15 protein-coding genes and 1 tRNA gene are annotated in these 17,335 nt (G+C 37.3%); 15 read left to right on the forward strand and 1 reads right to left on the reverse strand.

Annotated features, from left to right (window positions below):
- The first annotated feature begins 501 nt into the window (after positions 1 to 501).
- The 7 genes from ACFILT_RS06860 to ACFILT_RS06890 all read left to right on the forward strand — a co-directional run bounded on the left by ACFILT_RS06860 (position 502) and on the right by ACFILT_RS06890 (position 8,400).
- Entirely contained in the window at positions 502 to 1,248 is a 747-nt protein-coding gene (locus ACFILT_RS06860; RefSeq protein WP_375679799.1) for an electron transfer flavoprotein subunit beta/FixA family protein, read from the forward strand.
- A gap of 51 nt (positions 1,249 to 1,299) precedes the next feature.
- The gene (locus ACFILT_RS06865; RefSeq protein ID WP_375679800.1) at positions 1,300 to 2,220 is read left to right on the forward strand and encodes an electron transfer flavoprotein subunit alpha/FixB family protein; all 921 of its coding nucleotides are present in this window, start codon (positions 1,300 to 1,302) and stop codon (positions 2,218 to 2,220) included.
- A gap of 3 nt (positions 2,221 to 2,223) precedes the next feature.
- Complete coding sequence (locus ACFILT_RS06870) at positions 2,224 to 3,888, forward strand: 4Fe-4S dicluster domain-containing protein (RefSeq protein WP_375678714.1); 1,665 nt, start codon at positions 2,224 to 2,226, stop codon at positions 3,886 to 3,888.
- Between the two features lie 2,056 nt (positions 3,889 to 5,944).
- The gene (rsmI, locus tag ACFILT_RS06875) at positions 5,945 to 6,832 is read left to right on the forward strand and encodes a 16S rRNA (cytidine(1402)-2'-O)-methyltransferase (RefSeq protein WP_375678715.1); all 888 of its coding nucleotides are present in this window, start codon (positions 5,945 to 5,947) and stop codon (positions 6,830 to 6,832) included.
- 4 nt (positions 6,833 to 6,836) lie between these two features.
- Positions 6,837 to 7,205: a YraN family protein gene (locus tag ACFILT_RS06880; RefSeq protein WP_375679805.1), complete on the forward strand. Its 369-nt coding sequence runs from the start codon at positions 6,837 to 6,839 to the stop codon at positions 7,203 to 7,205.
- Positions 7,206 to 7,306: 101 nt separating this feature from the next.
- Positions 7,307 to 7,552: a hypothetical protein gene (locus ACFILT_RS06885; protein WP_375679801.1), complete on the forward strand. Its 246-nt coding sequence runs from the start codon at positions 7,307 to 7,309 to the stop codon at positions 7,550 to 7,552.
- Positions 7,553 to 7,608: 56 nt separating this feature from the next.
- Positions 7,609 to 8,400, forward strand: a complete 792-nt coding sequence (locus ACFILT_RS06890) for a pyrroline-5-carboxylate reductase (protein ID WP_375679802.1) — start codon at positions 7,609 to 7,611, stop codon at positions 8,398 to 8,400.
- A 366-nt stretch (positions 8,401 to 8,766) separates the two neighbouring features.
- Here the strand turns inward: ACFILT_RS06890 and ACFILT_RS06895 are convergent, their stop codons facing one another.
- Complete coding sequence (locus tag ACFILT_RS06895) at positions 8,767 to 9,828, reverse strand: Mrp/NBP35 family ATP-binding protein (protein WP_375678717.1); 1,062 nt, start codon at positions 9,826 to 9,828, stop codon at positions 8,767 to 8,769.
- A 584-nt stretch (positions 9,829 to 10,412) separates the two neighbouring features.
- Here ACFILT_RS06895 and rpmH point away from each other — a divergent pair.
- The 8 genes from rpmH to ACFILT_RS06935 all read left to right on the forward strand — a co-directional run bounded on the left by rpmH (position 10,413) and on the right by ACFILT_RS06935 (position 17,262).
- A complete protein-coding gene (rpmH, locus tag ACFILT_RS06900) occupies positions 10,413 to 10,547 on the forward strand; it encodes a 50S ribosomal protein L34 (RefSeq protein WP_005864709.1) in 135 nt (44 codons plus the stop codon).
- Between the two features lie 117 nt (positions 10,548 to 10,664).
- Positions 10,665 to 11,057: a ribonuclease P protein component gene (gene rnpA, locus ACFILT_RS06905; RefSeq protein ID WP_375612257.1), complete on the forward strand. Its 393-nt coding sequence runs from the start codon at positions 10,665 to 10,667 to the stop codon at positions 11,055 to 11,057.
- Positions 11,047 to 12,885, forward strand: a complete 1,839-nt coding sequence (gene yidC / locus ACFILT_RS06910) for a membrane protein insertase YidC (RefSeq protein ID WP_375612256.1) — start codon at positions 11,047 to 11,049, stop codon at positions 12,883 to 12,885. Before rnpA ends, yidC begins: the two co-directional genes overlap by 11 nt.
- Entirely contained in the window at positions 12,882 to 13,526 is a 645-nt protein-coding gene (gene yihA / locus ACFILT_RS06915) for a ribosome biogenesis GTP-binding protein YihA/YsxC (protein WP_375678719.1), read from the forward strand. The genes yidC and yihA overlap by 4 nt, the downstream gene beginning before the upstream one ends.
- Positions 13,527 to 13,665: 139 nt before the next feature.
- Positions 13,666 to 14,358: a glutathione S-transferase family protein gene (locus ACFILT_RS06920; RefSeq protein WP_375612254.1), complete on the forward strand. Its 693-nt coding sequence runs from the start codon at positions 13,666 to 13,668 to the stop codon at positions 14,356 to 14,358.
- A 1,243-nt stretch (positions 14,359 to 15,601) separates the two neighbouring features.
- Complete coding sequence (gene dapB, locus ACFILT_RS06925; RefSeq protein WP_375679803.1) at positions 15,602 to 16,414, forward strand: 4-hydroxy-tetrahydrodipicolinate reductase; 813 nt, start codon at positions 15,602 to 15,604, stop codon at positions 16,412 to 16,414.
- A gap of 28 nt (positions 16,415 to 16,442) precedes the next feature.
- Complete coding sequence (locus ACFILT_RS06930; RefSeq protein WP_375630331.1) at positions 16,443 to 17,063, forward strand: 2,3-bisphosphoglycerate-dependent phosphoglycerate mutase; 621 nt, start codon at positions 16,443 to 16,445, stop codon at positions 17,061 to 17,063.
- A 114-nt stretch (positions 17,064 to 17,177) separates the two neighbouring features.
- Positions 17,178 to 17,262: transfer RNA gene (locus ACFILT_RS06935), tRNA-Leu, on the forward strand.
- Positions 17,263 to 17,335 lie beyond the last annotated feature (73 nt).

The raw sequence follows: 17,335 nt of genomic DNA on the forward strand, positions 1-17,335 counted from the left end.
CTCATTAACCTTTTTGAAAAGAATCGCAACAAATGATGAGAAAGTGTGCTCTATTTTAGTAAATAGAGCTTTAAGAACTCTCAAAAACTTTTTTGTTAGAAATATTTTCCCCAATTTTTATCCAAAATATTTGAAAGAAAGATCTTTGATTTTTCTTTCTTCAAGATTTGAAGAGCAAAATCATTCCCCCATTTTTATCTTTTTCACTTAATTTTTCATTGCATAAAGGACCTATTGCACCATCATAAACAAAGCATAAGAAGCTAAAAAAGAATATTCTCACAAGACAGATTGATTTTTTTACTTTTTATTCAAGCAAATAAGGCAATTATGGCAATGCAAAAATATGAAGATTGAAAATGACGACGAGAAAGTACAAGTAAACATAAAAAAGCTTATACGAAAGAGAACACAAGTTATAAATTGAGACTTCATTCTAAACAATTTGGTTTCTTATGAGTATTGCTATAAACTTGTAACATACAAACAAAGAGGATCATTATGAAGATAATTGTCGCTGTCAAACGTGTTGTTGATTATAACATCAAGATACGCGTCAAACCGGATAGTACAGGCGTTGATCTGTCTCACGTAAAAATGTCTATGAATCCTTTTGATGAGATAGCCGTGGAGGAGGCCGTTCGCCAAAAAGAATCCGGTAAAATTTCAGAAGTTCTTCTTGTTTCAATTGGCCCAGAAGCAGCTCAAGAAACTCTACGAACAGGACTTGCAATGGGAGCTGATCGCGCACTTCTTGTCACAACGGATCAAACACTTGAACCCTTAGCAATTGCTAAGATTCTCAAAACCATTGTTGATGAAGAAAAACCCGACATGGTCTTTTTAGGAAAACAAGCAATTGATGACGATAGCAACCAAACAGGACAAATGCTCGCTGCTCTTCTTGGGTGGGGACAAGCAACTTTTGCCTCACATCTTAACATAGAAAATGAGCATGCTACAGTTACTCGTGAAGTTGATAATGGAACACAAACCCTTTGTCTTCCCCTTCCCATGGTTATGACCGCCGATCTACGGCTCAATGAACCGCGTTACACCTCTCTTCCCAATATCATGAAAGCAAAAAAGAAAATCATTGAACAAAAATCTCTTACTGATCTTGGCGTCGATACGAAAGCACGCTTAACAATTTTAAGCGTTGAAGAGCCAAAACCCCGTCAATCCGGTATAAAAGTGGCAAATGTAGTAGAACTTGTCAGAGCCTTAAAACAGAAGAACTGCATTTAATATTCTCACCACTAGAGTAAAAGCAACACTCACATAAAAGGGCAAAAACTTATGGCAATTCTTTTATTGGCCGATCATAATACAGAAGAAACAGCAAAAGTACTCACCGCTGCATGCGTACTCAGTAACGATATCGATATTCTGGTTTGCGGAGAAAAAATTCAAACGATAGCGGAAAATAGTGCTAAACTTAATGGTGTGCGGCAAGTTCTTATTGCAAAAGCAGACTATTTAGCCCATCAACTTGCCGAGCCTATGTCAGATACAATTCTCATGTTAGCAAAGGATTATGATGTGATCATGGCAGCATCCAGCAGTACTGGGAAAAATGTGATGCCGCGCGTAGCAGCTCTTCTTGATCTTATGCAAATTTCAGATATTACCGCCATTCTTTCACCCAACACCTTCAAACGACCAATTTATGCAGGTAATGCATTTGAAACTGTACGCACCAATGATTATAAAAAAATTATAACAGTTCGCACCGCTTCTTTCACCCCAACGCCTTCCCAAAATAATTCTGCTCCCATTAAAACAATAACACCAGCTCCCAATCCAAATCTTTCTTCTTTCGTAAAAGCAGAGACAAACAAAAGTGATCGTCCTGAGCTCACCTCAGCACGTGTTATTATATCAGGCGGGCGTGGTCTTGGTTCTCAAGAGAAATTTATGGCCCTGCTTCTTCCTCTTGCAAACAAATTAAATGCTGCTTTAGGTGCCAGCCGCGCAGCAGTGGATGCAGGCTATGCTCCCAATGATTGGCAAATTGGACAAACAGGAAAAGTCGTTGCCCCTGAACTCTATATCGCCGTTGGCATTTCCGGTGCAATCCAGCATTTAGCCGGTATAATGGATGCACAAATTATTGTTGCCATTAATAAAGATGAAGAAGCTCCCATCATGCAAATTGCCGATTACACCCTTGTAGGTGATCTCCACCAAATTATTCCAGAATTGGAGAAAGCTTTATAAGCCATGAAAGCACCTCTGCATGACCAACGTGAAAGTATGGAGTTTGACATAGTCATTGTCGGAGCAGGACCTGCAGGGCTTTCTGCCGCAATTCGTTTTAAACAAATTAATCCTGAGCTTTCTGTCACAATTGTTGAAAAAGGGACCGAAGTTGGTGCACATATTCTCTCTGGCGCAGTTGTTGACCCCATTGGTATCGATACACTCTTACCAGAATGGCGAAATGATAACGACCATCCCTTCACAACCCCTGTCACACAGGACCAATTTTTTTTTCTAAAGCCTCAAAAGTCCACAGTATTTCCCAATATTTTGCATCCTAAAATCTTATCAAATAACGGATGTTATATCGTTTCGCTTGGGAGCGTCTGCCGCTGGCTAAGCAAAAAAGCTGAAGCGTTGGGTGTTGAAATCTATCCTGGTTTCGCAGCAACAGAACCCATCATCCAAAAAGATAACGGAGCTATTATTGGTGTTCTCACCGGAGATATGGGGCTTAACAAAGATGGAACCCCTGGAAAAAATTATATGCCTGGTATGGCTTTATTGGCAAAATATACTCTGATTGCGGAAGGAGCACGCGGCTCAATTGCAAAACAACTGATACAACATTTCAGCCTTAGCAAAAATCGTGAACCACAAAAATTTGGTCTTGGTCTCAAAGAGCTCTGGGAAATTGATCCCAACAAACACCAACGCGGTTTAGTACAACATTTCACGGGTTGGCCCTTAGACAATAATACCGGTGGCGGTGGCTTTATTTATCACCAAGAAAACAATATCATTTCCGTCGGTTTTGTTGTGCACTTAGATTACAAAAATCCTTATCTTTCTCCCTTTGAAGAATTTCAACGTTTTAAAACACATCCAAAACTCTATAAAATCTTTAAAGGTGCAAAGCGTCTTTCCTATGGTGCACGTGTTATCAGCGAAGGAGGTTGGCAATCTGTACCAAAACTCACCTTTCCTGGTGGGGCACTTATTGGCTGCTCTGCTGGATTTGTCAATGTTCCTCGTATCAAAGGATCACACAATGCCATCTTATCTGGCATATTAGCTGCCGATAAAATCGCTACCGCTCTTGCACAAGGGCGTGCCCATGATGAGGTTAAAGAAATCGAAGAACAATGGCGAAAAGGGCTCATTGGCAAAGATCTTTATAAAGTGCGAAATGCCAAACCGCTCTGGGCAAAATATGGGACAAAATATGGAATTAAACTTGCTGGTTTTGATATGTGGTGGCAACAATTGTTCGGATTTTCCTTATTTAAAACACTCTCCCATGGAAAGGAAGATTATGCATGCCTTGAACCAGCAGAAAAATTTCAACCCATTGCTTACCCAAAACCAGATGGCGTTATAACCTTTGATCGCCTTTCAAGTGTTGCCCTTTCCAATACGCATCATGAAGAAAATCAACCTTGCCATTTAAAAATAGCCTCATTAAAAAAGCAAAAGGACTCTGAATATGCAATCTACGGAGGACCTTCCACAAACTATTGCCCCGCCGCTGTCTACGAGTGGCTAGAGTATAATGATCATCTGACTTATGTGATCAACGCTTCAAATTGTATACATTGTAAAACGTGTGACATCAAAGATCCAAACCAAAATATCACTTGGATCTGTCCGCAAGGCAATGAGGGCCCCTTCTATCCCAATATGTAATTTTCCAATGTATAATCATTGTTCATTCTCCTAAAATTGAAATATACAAAACGCAATGGATAAAAATATTTCCCTCAGATCAGAAATTTATCAATTACCTTCCTGCATACGTTCTTTCACAATGTAAAAAGAACTCTATTCTCATATAAAATACTCTCCCTACCGTATGACTTTTTTCAATAGAAAAACATAACATATTTTTATCAAAATTTTTTTATTTAAATGACAAAACAATAATGAATATATTCATGACAATTCTGCGATAAAGGAACAGCCGCGGTTCTCGAAAACCTGAAGGAAAATAAGCCTGTTCTACTTTACCCCCTCTCCCATATGATCCAAAATGCTTTTAGCCCTCTCATAAGAAACATCAATCGTTTTAACTAGCCAAGAGCCCCCCCTGAAGATGCGCTTCACATTTATTTTTTCTCCTACACTTGCCAAGTAATGCTCACTCAAGAAAAACCACGAATGAATGTAGAAAAAACATTGTGAGATAAAGAGATAAAGAGCATGCTTGTTCAAGCCCTTTATAATGTTTCTACTGATAATGACACGAAAAAATCTTAATCTCACATTAACCTTTTATTTTTGCATCAAGGATAATCGCCTTGCGTCTAACCTTTACCAATATACTGCAATGAATGTATACAAATACCGTAAGAATAAGCAGATGCCAAGCCATGGAGACTATCGCTATTAGCAAAACAACCTGATAAAAAACAAAATAGCTTTCATGACCACTTTATGACGCGTTTTATAGAGTTGTTTTTTATAAAGCTTGTGCTTTCGCTATTGCTTGTAAATCAACATCCAAATTGAACACAAGTGGTATATTTAAAAGAAAGATTAAGGTGAATGAAAGCTCTGCACGCCGTTCCAGCTTTTGTAGCTAGAGCAAAATATTGCATATTCTATTTGAGTAATCTCTGAAACGAAAATACTGCTTCATTTAGAAAGAATATGAAATCTGAAAGGAAAAATCTGTTTTCCTCTTTACTATCATCTGTCCATTCGGTTTTAAAACTTTCAAAAGCATCACAATATCCTCTAAAAAGAAGAGATAACGTATTGTCCCCGCTTTTATTACTTACGTTTTTTTATGAGAGCATATCCTTCAGAAAAAATAAGGTATCCAAAATTAAAGCAGACTTGTGTTGTTCAGTCATGGGCTTGTTTTTAAGAGATAGCTCTCATATCAAACAATTATTTTGCGACACTATCCGAAAAAGGTATAACGCAATCCTGTGAACGAACAGTTCCATATTTATGAAATAAAAAGTACAAGCTAACAGCATTATTTTCTCTGCGATCTCCAATGAGGCGATAATCTTTGTTTTAAGGAGGTTTCAAGATGCACAAAAATGATTTTGATTAATTGACTATAAGAAGATCTGAGATAATGTTACGATATTTAAAGCTCCTAATTAATAGGCAAAATAATAAATTTTCTATTATAAATCAAATCTTTAAGATAAAATTTAGCCTTAAACTTTTCTAAGGTACTCATTATACTGCATACTGTTAAAGCTGTAGAGAATATGAAAAAATAAAGTATTTTGCTGATAAGAGCTTATATTTGATCAATAACAATACAGTCAGCTGCCAGTTAACTGTATGTGTTTCAAAAGGGGCTGTTTACATTTGCTCAGAAAAACAGTTTGGATATCAATAGAATATTTGAAAAATCGGCGTTATGGAAATAATCTAAAAAGCTTAGCTTTTCAAAGAGCACAAACAAGCATGAGATTATAACATGGGTAAAGTTGTTTTTTTTGTTCTCGAAGGAAAAACTTTATAGAAAATCATGGGGCTGATAGAATATTGGTTACATTTGGAATTTGTTTTACTGGAAAAAATAACGCGGATCAAAATAGATAATAATGTTAAATTAAGACGTTAAATATGAAATTATCTTATTGTAGTGTAATCGGATTATTCGAATAAGGTAAGCCTTTGTAATGATAAAAAAGTGCTGGTAAAAAATGAGCCAAAATGGCTTATGAGTATGGATAAAAATCTTGTGGTGAGGAGAATTTAATGAAAAGAAAAGAGCATGTGTGAAAAAGCATATTTTATAGGTGCGCATGCTTATTCTGCACCCGTTATAGAATCAGGGCTTTATCTTGTGGCAACACCTATCGGAAATCTTGCAGATATTACGCTTCGTGCTTTGCAAGTGCTTGCAGGAATTGATATTTTAGCGTGTGAGGATACGCGAGTAACACGTGTTTTGTTGGAACGTTACGGCATTCAAAAAAAACCTTTTCTCTATCATGAATATAATGCGCAAAAAGCGGGTCCGAAGCTCTTAGCGGCTTTAGCAGAAAACAAAACAGTAGCACTTGTTTCAGATGCCGGAACACCACTTATTTCTGATCCTGGATTTCGATTGGTGGAAGAGGCCCGTAAAGCTGGTCATAAAATTATTCCTATTCCTGGAGCATCCGCTCTTTTATCCGCTCTTATACCGACAGGGCTTCCTACTGATAGCTTTTTTTTTGCAGGTTTTTTGAGTGCACGAAAACTACAGCGCCGAAAACGGTTGGAACAATTAAAAGAGATTCCAGCAACTTTGATTTTTTATGAATCACCGCATCGTCTTGTTGAAACTTTACAGGATATGGTCACACTTTTTTCGGCTGATCGACCTGCTGCCATTTGTCGTGAATTAACAAAAAAGTTTGAAACAGTAGATGTTTCCAATTTGGGAAATTTGTTAGAAAATTACAGAAAACAAGCACATATTCGTGGGGAAATTGTTGTACTTGTTGGAGAATCATCTTCTTCTTTAAATGTGATAAGTGATCAAGAAATTGATGAAATGCTATTAGAACGCGCACGGACACATTCTGCTGCTCAAGCGGCAGCTTTTGTTGCAAAAAAAACCGGTTTAAAAAAGCAAGAACTTTTTCAGCGATTAATCTTTTTAAAAAATGCGTAAAATGATACAAAAAAAACGCAGACAAAAGTCTTTTTATCGAGGGGTTCGTGCAGAAAAATTGGCAGCTTTGTGGCTACGTTGCAAAGGGTTTCACATTGCCGAAAGGCGTTTTAAAACAAAATGTGGAGAAATTGATTTAATTGCACGACGCGGAAATCTTGTGTTAATCGTTGAAGTTAAAGCACGTTCAACGTTGGCTGAAGCAATGGAAGCGGTTTCCCGAATGAATGAAAAGCGAATTGAGGCAGCTGCCGATATTTGGCTCGCACGGCAAAAAGATTATGCCCTTTTGTCTGTACGCTTTGATTTAATTGCAATTTTACCTTGGCGTTGGCCACAGCATATCCCTGCATTTTTTACATCTAATCAATAAAAGGCCTCCCCGTTTTAACCATATTCAATAAAAAACATTTCGTTTTTATGTGCATATGCGTTAAAAAGTGTGTAATAATTGAGCGCTATAAGGAGCGAAATATGGATGATTATGAAAAGTTTGCAACAGGTTTGCTCATCATTTTTGGAGCGCTAATTATTGGTGGCTTAATGGCAATGCATATTGTGCTTATGAATAAACCAGGTTTTTTATTTGCATTAGCCGCAGCTGTTGTTGGTTGGTTTTCTGCTTTTGCCGTTCTCTTTGACAAGCCTAAAATTTATTTGGGCTTGATTATTTTTGCTATGTTATGTGTTGCTTCTTCAATTAGCGTTTATGTTAGTTAAAACACCTGAAATGTTGATTGAAATTCCTTTTAAAATATGAAACTGAGAAATAGATAATGAGACTTGGCTTTTTGGGAACGGGTACAATCAGTGCTTCAATGGTGAATGGCTTAATGACAAGCAACTTTGATGTTTCTTCCATTATTGTTTCGCCTCGCAATGCACAAACAGCAAAGCGCCTTTCACGCACTTATGATAAAGTTATGATTGCTGAAAATAACCAAGCGTTGCTCGATGTTAGTGATTGTGTTTTTCTTTGCTTGCCCAACCAAATTGCAGAAGACGTTTTGCGCTCTCTTCGTTTTCGTCCAGAACAGCTGGTTATTTCCGTACTTGCTATGGCAAAAGCAGCAGAAATAGAAGAGTGGATTAATCATAAAGTTTATCGTGCTGTTCCATTACCTTTTGTTGCAGAATGCAAAAATTTGACACCAATCTATCCCAATCATCCCTTTTTACGCACTTTATTTGATGCATTGGGGGGCACATTGGTGCTGGATAAGGAAGAGCAGTTTAATCTTTTTATGACAGCTGGTTCACTTATGGGAGTATATTTTAATTTTATAGAAACTGCCCATCAATGGTTTATAACACAAGGGTTAAAAAAACAACAATCAGCAGAATTCCTTACCATGATGTTTGGAAATCTTACAGATGAAATGCGTAAAACTATAGCAACGGATCGTTCTGTATCTCTCGATTTTGCACTGCTTGAAAAAGAGTTTTCAACAAAGGGTGGAACAAATGAATTTTTGTCAAATTACTTTTCTCAACAAGGGGGAAGGAATGCTTTAACAATGGCTCTTGAAGCTACTTTGCAAAAAATGAATGCTTCTAAAAAGACTTGACCAATATTTTTATCATCTCAATAAGAAAAAACTAAATGTTGAAGATGTATATCAAGAAAACTCACATCAAAAAATGCTTTTTTATGAAAAAATTGATTATTAAAATATTTTTTACAACCTTTTACAATTTTTCTAAATTATTTTTATTTTCTGTCTTCTTCTTTTAGCCTCAAGTCCAATATTTTTTCTACCTCACGGCTCTAACTCTTCAATTTGCTTCCCCTTCAGGTTATCCAAAAGCATAAATAGTTTTTTATTTATTTAACCTAATATACTCCATTCTCACATTAAAACTTCCCCTTCCAAAGAAGAAACTATTTTTATGTTTTTCATGATTGTGTTTTAATAAACTCTCTAAAAAAACATTCAAAAGAGTTGATTTTTTATTTGATCAACAATTTTACGATATAGTTTAGCATGCTCTTCACTAGGCTTAGCAACAAAAATAGGGATTCCTTCATCTGAAGAAAATCGTAAAGCTGCATCAAGCGGTATTTCCGCTAAGAAAGGGACTTCTCGACGTTCCGATTCTGCCCGTGCACCACCATAGCCAAAAATATCATAGCGTTTTCCCGTATCAGGAGCGATAAAATAACTCATATTCTCAATGAGTCCTAAAATAGGAACATTAACTTTCATGAACATTTCTATTGCTTTACGTGCATCCACTAAAGCAAGATCTTGGGGCGTAGAGACAACCAACGCACCTGTTAATTGTACCTGTTGGGCAAGCGTTAATTGTGCATCCCCTGTACCGGGCGGCATATCAACGACTAAAACGTCCAGAGGCCCCCATACAACATCTCGTAACAATTGCGTTACAGCTGCCATAACCATAGGACCACGCCATACTACCGGCTTTTCTTCCTCAACCAAAAATCCCATCGACATCAATTTAAGTCCAAATTTTTCAAGAGGTTGAATCTTTTTTTCTCCAATAAGCTGTGGTTTTTGATTAACAAGTCCTGTCAAACGTGGCAACGAAGGACCATAAATATCAGCATCCATCACCCCCGTCTTGAAACCAGAATCTTGTAAAGCTAAGGCGATATTTATTGCCATCGTAGATTTTCCGACCCCTCCTTTTCCAGAAGCAACAGCAATCACATGCCGCACACCTTCTATGGGCATTTTGATCGGTAAGAGATTTGCTCTTCGACTAGGTGCTGTCTTTGTTATTTTTTCTGCTGTAAGTGTAACAACAGCAGATTTCACTCCCTCCAAAGCACATACCACCTTTTCAGCAGAACGACGCAATGATTCCCATTTTTGCACACCTCCATCAGGAACTGTAATGGAAAAGAAAACCTTACCATCAGCAATCAATATTTCTGAAAGAAGACCCAACGACACAATATCGCTTTCAAGATCTGGTCCTTTGATTGTACGTAATACGTTGCGGACAGCCTCACTTGTGATAAGATCCATGTTCTTTCCTCTCTATAAAAATACCAGCAAATATAAGCATAAGAACGAAAAATACTTACAAGGTTCATCACCTGATAATTTTCTACTTTACTCAGCATTATAAAGTATATATCTCTTATCTCTTTAAAAATATGAAACCATCCTTAAAATAAAGAAGCTCAAACATAAAATCTGCTATAAAATCCTATCAATCACGTTTGTGCTACAACCACTTTAATGAATATTCTGATAAAAATTTTGTAAAAACAAAAACTGAAAAAAACTCTTAATCTTAAAGGATATTTTAAATTGAGCATACAGTAATCAGTCACACCTTCTTTAATTCTTTAAGGCCCTCGCCATTTATGTTCTGTAGATTCAATCGTTATTTTCTAACACTCGTACAGTATTGTAAAAAAGCGTTACAGATAGTTATAAGGTGTTTTGTATTCTTTCAAGAGAGAGAAAAACAATCTAAGATTGACTTTTTTTATATTTTTCCTTATGGGTTAACAGCCGTATGATAGGATAAAATTGTTTATCTCGCGCATAACTACTCATAAAACGAAGATTAAGAAGGGCCGCACTCCGCGGTATTAAAATAAATGAAACGTACTTACCAACCCTCTAAACTTGTCCGTAAACGCCGCCATGGGTTTCGTGCACGCATGGCCACAGCTGGAGGACGTAAAGTTATTGCTGCAAGACGTGCTCGTGGACGTAAGCGGCTTTCTGCTTAACCATTTAAATTTTCACAACCATTGAGGATTGCTCATCGTTTCTTCGTTGTGAAACTTTTATTATGAACCTACAATGTCTGCTTGCAGGCATTTAATGAAATTGCGAAATATTCTTTTATGAAGAAAAAACATCCCTGCCGTATTCGCAAAAGAGCAGACTTTTTGGCTGTCCGTACAGGAGAAAAACGACGTGGTCCTTTATTTTTGCTCGAAGTTAAATCTCGTGAACAAACAACAGAAAGAAAAGATTCTCTTTTTGCACGTGTAGGCTTCACTGTTACCCGTAAAAACGGTAATGCTGTGAAACGTAATCGTATTAAAAGGCGCTTGCGTGAGGCCGTGAGAGTTGGTGTAACAAACCACATGGAAGCAGGAACAGACTATGTCATTGTAGCGTACCGTGATGTGTTACATGCACCTTTTACATCCTTGATTAGTGAATTAAATCGGCGAATAAAACCAAAAATAAAACATCAGCAACAACAACAAGGGTGTACGGATGGAATATAATCGCAATTTCTTTATCGCTATTGGCTTATCTTTCGTGGTGCTCATCGCATGGCAATTTCTTCATGTTGCTCCCAAACAAGCAAAGTTACAAAAACAACAAGTCATCGCACAGCAATTGTCAAAACAACAATCAGCCCTTTCTACTACCACGACAGATTTTTCTGACGATACCTCAACGTATCAAGCTACATCTATCATCGAACAGCCCATGACACCTGAAATCCGGAAAGCTGTATTGGACAAAACAGAGCGTATTGCGATCAAAACCAATGAACTGGAAGGCTCTATTAATCTTGTTGGTGCACAATTTGATGATCTTCACCTCAAAAAATATCGTTTAACAGTCGATAAAAAATCACCGGAAATCGATTTGCTAAATCCTAAAGGTTTCAAAACGACCTACCTTGCTGAATTTGGTTTTGCAAGTGCGTCTTTGCCAGCAAAAGCCTTGCCACAATCGGATACAAAATGGCAAATAGAGGGAAACAATACAATCCTGACTCCTTCAACACCCATCACTTTAATTTATAATAATGGACAGGGACAAATCTTCCGGCGGACCCTTTCTGTTGATAATCATTTCATGTTTACCATTGAGGATTCTATCAGCAATGAAAGCGATCAACCAATACATCTCTCGTCCTATGCTCGCGTTGCACGTGCTGCACCACCAGAACATACAAATGCAACCTATTTACTTCATGAAGGTATGATAGGTATTGCAGGAGATTCGCTCAAAACTGAAAAATATAAAACCTTAGCAGAGCTTGACCCAAATCCTGATAATGGGCAAAAAAGCATGACTTTTTCCAAAGTAACAGGAGGTTGGATTGGTATTACCGATAAATATTGGGCTGTAGCAGTTATTCCCCCGCAAAATAAAGAATATACAAGCCGTTTTATTTATTTTGATCGTTTGCAAACGCATTATCAGTCTGACTTGCTAGGGTCGCTTTTAACGATTGCCCCAAATGAAACAAAAACTGTTACAAATCGTCTTTTTGCTGGTGCAAAACAAGTTGAAATTATTAATAATTATCAAAATGACCTAAAAATCAAAAAGTTTGCTCTTTTAATTGATTGGGGCTGGTTTGATTTCATCACCAAACCAATGTTTTCCCTCATTGATATTCTTTATAAACAAACAGGGAATTTTGGTATCGCCATCCTTCTTGTCACAGTTCTCTTAAAAACTCTTCTTTTCCCTCTAGCCAATAAATCTTATAAATCTATGGCACGCATGAAGCTTTTACAACCGCGGTTGCTAGAAATAAAAGAAAAGTATCCCGATGACCAAACCAAACAACAAAAGGCAATAATAGATCTATATAAAACCGAAAAAATAAATCCCCTTGCAGGCTGTTGGCCAATGTTGGTTCAATTCCCAATATTCTTTGCTCTTTATAAAGTTCTCTATATCACTATTGAAATGCGCCATGCCCCTTTCTTTGGCTGGATTAAAGATTTAGCGGCACCCGATCCAACTTCTCTTTTTAACTTGTTTGGTCTCTTGCCATATACAACGCCAACATTTCTTATGATTGGTGCATGGCCTTTGATTATGGGAATAACGATGTTTTTACAAATGCGTATGAATCCCGCTCCTCAAGACCAAACCCAAGCGATGATATTCACATGGATGCCTGTTGTCTTTACTTTTATGCTCGCCTCTTTCCCTGTTGGTCTCGTCATCTATTGGGCATGGAACAATATATTATCAATCATTCAGCAAGGTATCATGATGAAGCGCCAAGGAGTTAAAATTGAGCTTTTTGATAATCTGAAAGCCATCTGGAGAAGATCACCCAAAAAAGAAGTGCATGAATGACAAGAGATTCTTCCCTTTCTGGAATTTTTTCTCGCAATTGGATTTTTATTCGTGGTGTACCAGCAGTACGCTTTCTCCCCCCCGAAGGACCACCAGAAATTGCATTTGCAGGACGTTCCAATGTTGGAAAATCATCTTTAATCAACGCACTCGTCCAACAAAAAAGCTTAGCACGTACCTCAAATACACCAGGACGGACTCAAGAGCTTAATTATTTTGTCCCCGATGGATTCAGTGGGCAACTAGGAGACCTTCCCCCTCTAGCATTAGTAGATATGCCTGGTTATGGTTTTGCTGCTGCTCCTAAAAATCTTGTTGATGCGTGGACAAATTTGATTTTTAGCTATTTACGGGGGCGCACAACGTTAAAACGTGTATATATCTTAATTGATTCACGGCACGGAATCAAAAATAATGATGAAGATGTTCTTGCTCTCCTTGATAAAGCAGCTGTTTCTTATCACATTGTTTTGACAAAAAGCGATAAAATCAAATCAAATGCCTTGGAAAAATTAATTATGAGCACACAAACAAAGCTTCTTAAACGCCCAGCAGCTTATCCTGAGCTTCTTGTAACCTCTTCAGAAAAAGCTATCGGTTTAGAAGAATTACGTGCTGCCATTTTGCAAACCATCGCATAAGAGAACAATTCCTAGTCATTAACAATTTATTAATTATAATTACTAGCAGCTACTAATGATCTTGTACTTCTAGTCAAGCATCTTTATAAAAATGATTACTTGAAAGAATTCTCTTCAACTCTATTTGATAGTGTAAATTATGCTGACACTTTTTCACTCTCCCCTATCCTCTGCCTCGCGCTTCATACGCCTCATTCTTGGGGAATATGGTGTAACCACTCAACTGATTGAAGAATATGAATGGGCAAGAAGACACGAATTTCTAGCCCTCAATCCCGCTGGTCATGTTCCTGTTTTTCTCGATGAACACGAGGTTCCATTATCAGGTCCTCTTGTTATCTGCGAATATTTAGACGAAACACATGGAAGTTTACGACAAGAAAATAAGCTCTTTCCAGAAAATCCTTTAGATCGTGCGGAAGTACGCCGTCTCAATGACTGGTTCTTAAATAAATTCGAAAATGAAGCAACGCGCCATATCGTACGAGAACGAATCCATAAACGTGAAATGCCACTTGCCATTGGCGGTGGTGCTCCTAATTCACAAATTTTACGCAATGCACGTGCCAATATTTTACCACATATGAACTATCTCAATTGGCTCTGTGCCTCTCGCGATAGCTTAGTCGGTTCTGCCTTGTCCTATGCAGATCTAGCAGCAGCAGCTTCTATTTCTGTACTTGACTTTCTAGGGGAAATTGACTGGGAACAATCTCCTGCTGCCAAAGACTGGTATATGAGAATTAAATCACGCCCTTCTTTTCGTTCTCTTTTAACAGATCGCGTCCGCGGAATTGTTGCAAGTGCTCACTATGCAGATCTTGATTTCTAGCCTTCTCTCACAAACAAAAATAAAAGTGATATTTTATCTAAAGGATATTTATAGGTTTATGAATTTTTATGCATGCGTATAAACAATATAATAATACATTGATTTATGATCGTATTAAACAGAGAATAAAACCCATTATAATTGAATCACAAAAATCACTTTCTTATCGTGTCACAAAAAAAGATTAGCACAGGAATAAAAAATATTTAAGAAAGCATTTTAACGACTCTCTTTAAATACAAGAGCTGTAGCATCATTAGAAGCTAGGCAAATAAAATAACAATACTTAACGCATGTTATCCTCAAGTCTCCCCAATATATGAAAAAACGCATTGCATAACATATATACTATTTGCTCTATAATAAAAAAAATCCTCATCATGCGTTTTTACAACATAACAATTTTTTTAACTGACTTTCCTAAAAGATGAAGAATCCGACCAACTCTCGTGTGAAAACAATCCAACTTCTTGTTAGCCCCTTGTTTTTATCCCCTTTTACGTGATTTTATTTATGGATAACATATTGATATACAATGATAAATAATCGTTTTTTTACCTTAATCATCAATTCCAAATATCTTTTTCTCATTACCTTCATCACATTTAAAACAATCAAAATCGCTTTCTTATGCGTCACAAATGGAATTGGTAAATGAAAGAATATTAAAGAAAAGAATGAAAATGCCTAAGTGCCAAGAATTATTAAAACATTAAAGGCTAACAAAACGTATGATAATGCTAATTTTCTCTATTTATGAAGCATAAAGATAGTGGCGCAGAATAGATGTTATATTATTCATGGATACTCTCTCGTGATACCACTCACGAGCACTATCATAAAATAAGTTTAGAAGAATTTATAAATATTTCTTTAAGAAAAGCGCATGAATTGACAACATAGGTCTATTTTGTTTGGGAGATCTTATTTTGCATGAAGAACGCTCCCCCCTTAAAGAACGAAAGAAACAAAAGCGTAAAGTAATACACAATCTCCTTTAGGTGTCATAAGCAAACCTTACTTAGGAATATTCATCACACACTCTAACGAAAAACATCTCTATTTAAATTTGTAGATCTTATATCACTTGCTCTAAACAACAGTATTTTACAGCACAACAAGATAAATTAAAGCAGGAAAAAAATTTTTCTATAAAGAAAAAGAACCATTGGAAAGAAGGCAAGAATTTGCCTATACTGCACAGTGCCTATACTGCACAGTAAAGTATTATAAGGAGATAAAAATGCGCCTTACAGTTGTTGGTGCAAATGGAAGAATGGGACGTGAACTCATTACAGCAATCCAGCAGAGGAGAGATGTAGAACTTTGTGCTGTTCTTGTACGTAAAGGCTCACCGTTTGTAGGAAAAGATGCCAGTGCATTAATTGGTTCAGATTCTCTTGGGATTAGTATCACTGACAATCCCGAAAATGCCTTTTCTAATACAGAAGGTATTTTAGATTTTTCACAACCAGAAGCCAGTATTCTTTATGCTAACTACGCTGCTCAAAAAAGCCTTGTCCATATTATTGGCACCACAGGATTTAGCAAAACAGAAGAAGAAAAAATTGCAGATTTTGCGAAATATACAACTATTGTCAAATCCGGGAATATGAGCCTTGGAATAAATCTTTTAGCCAACCTTGTAAAGAAAGCCGCTAAAGCATTAGAAGCCGATGATTTTGATATCGAAGTTTATGAAATGCATCACGCTAACAAAGTTGATGCTCCTTCTGGAACAGCCCTTCTTCTTGGCCAAGCAGCAGCTGAAGGGCGCAATGTTATGCTTAAAAATGTGCGTGTCAACGAACGCAATGGTCATATAGGTAAACGCAAAAAAGGCACCATTGGCTTTTCCTGTTCACGTGGTGGGACAGTTGTTGGAGAACACAGTGTCATTTTTGCTGGTTCCAATGAGCGCATTGTTCTTTCACATACAGCGCAAGAACGCTCTATCTTTGCCAATGGCGCATTAAAAGCAGCTTTATGGGCACAAAATCATGAAAGCGGTCTTTATTCAATGTTCGATGTTTTGGGATTGAACGATGAATTTTAAACAATCAATAGAATAGAGGCAATTTATAATGGGACGCATACTTACACTAATTCGTCATGGACAAAGTGAATGGAATCTCAAAAACCTTTTTACCGGTTGGAAAGATCCCGATTTAACAGAAAAAGGTCATGCAGAAGCGATAGCAGCAGGAAAAAAACTGAAAGAATATGGTTTGAGATTTGATATCGCTTATACATCTGCCTTACAGCGAGCTCAAAAAACCGCTCAGCACATTTTAGAGCAAATGGGACAATCAGATTTAGAAGTGATAAAAAATCCCGCATTAAATGAACGTAATTATGGTGATCTTTCTGGTTTAAATAAAGATGAAGTACGCCAACAATGGGGGCAGGAGAAAGTGCAAATGTGGCGCCGCTCCTATACGATTGCGCCGCCGAATGGAGAAAGCCTACGCGACACCGGTGCGCGCATCTGGCCTTATTATCTTTACCATATCCAGCCTTATATTTTGCGCTCTCAAACTGTTTTGATCGCAGCACATGGAAATTCTCTTCGTGCTCTTATTATGGCGCTTGAAGGTCTCTCCGGTGAGGAAATTATATCTCAAGAATTAGCGACCGGCATTCCGATTATTTACACATTTAATCCGGATTCAACAATTTTATCAAAGACAGTCCTCACACCTTAAACTTCTAAAATCATGATCTCTCTCAAAAGTTCAATGCTATCGTTTTAAGCTGAAAAAATAAATTCTATAATTTTATTGACAGAGTTGCTTCATGCGCTTAGATGAATTTTATAAGCCCAGATGGCGGAATTGGTAGACGCGCAGGTTTCAGGTACCTGTGCCGTAAGGCGTGGAGGTTCGAGTCCTCTTTTGGGCACCATGTTCTTTTTTATCCAAAATAAATTATTGATTTTCCATATATTTTTTACAGTGAGGGACGCGTAAATAAAAGT

The sequence above is a fragment of the Bartonella sp. AP7XZML genome, from assembly GCF_042195745.1.
Taxonomy (GTDB): Bacteria; Pseudomonadota; Alphaproteobacteria; order Rhizobiales; family Rhizobiaceae; genus Bartonella.

Bases quoted from the DNA above. Each gene is read 5' to 3' on its own strand.
- ACFILT_RS06860 (WP_375679799.1), top strand. From the start codon at position 502: ATGAAGATAATTGTCGCTGTCAAACGTGTTGTTGATTATAACATCAAG.
- ACFILT_RS06865 (WP_375679800.1), top strand. From the start codon at position 1,300: ATGGCAATTCTTTTATTGGCCGATCATAATACAGAAGAAACAGCAAAA.
- ACFILT_RS06870 (WP_375678714.1), top strand. From the start codon at position 2,224: ATGAAAGCACCTCTGCATGACCAACGTGAAAGTATGGAGTTTGACATA.
- rsmI (WP_375678715.1), top strand. From the start codon at position 5,945: ATGTGTGAAAAAGCATATTTTATAGGTGCGCATGCTTATTCTGCACCC.
- ACFILT_RS06885 (WP_375679801.1), top strand. From the start codon at position 7,307: ATGGATGATTATGAAAAGTTTGCAACAGGTTTGCTCATCATTTTTGGA.
- ACFILT_RS06890 (WP_375679802.1), top strand. From the start codon at position 7,609: ATGAGACTTGGCTTTTTGGGAACGGGTACAATCAGTGCTTCAATGGTG.
- ACFILT_RS06895 (WP_375678717.1), bottom strand. From the start codon at position 9,828: ATGGATCTTATCACAAGTGAGGCTGTCCGCAACGTATTACGTACAATC.
- rpmH (WP_005864709.1), top strand. From the start codon at position 10,413: ATGAAACGTACTTACCAACCCTCTAAACTTGTCCGTAAACGCCGCCAT.
- rnpA (WP_375612257.1), top strand. From the start codon at position 10,665: ATGAAGAAAAAACATCCCTGCCGTATTCGCAAAAGAGCAGACTTTTTG.
- yidC (WP_375612256.1), top strand. From the start codon at position 11,047: ATGGAATATAATCGCAATTTCTTTATCGCTATTGGCTTATCTTTCGTG.
- yihA (WP_375678719.1), top strand. From the start codon at position 12,882: ATGACAAGAGATTCTTCCCTTTCTGGAATTTTTTCTCGCAATTGGATT.
- ACFILT_RS06920 (WP_375612254.1), top strand. From the start codon at position 13,666: ATGCTGACACTTTTTCACTCTCCCCTATCCTCTGCCTCGCGCTTCATA.
- dapB (WP_375679803.1), top strand. From the start codon at position 15,602: ATGCGCCTTACAGTTGTTGGTGCAAATGGAAGAATGGGACGTGAACTC.
- ACFILT_RS06930 (WP_375630331.1), top strand. From the start codon at position 16,443: ATGGGACGCATACTTACACTAATTCGTCATGGACAAAGTGAATGGAAT.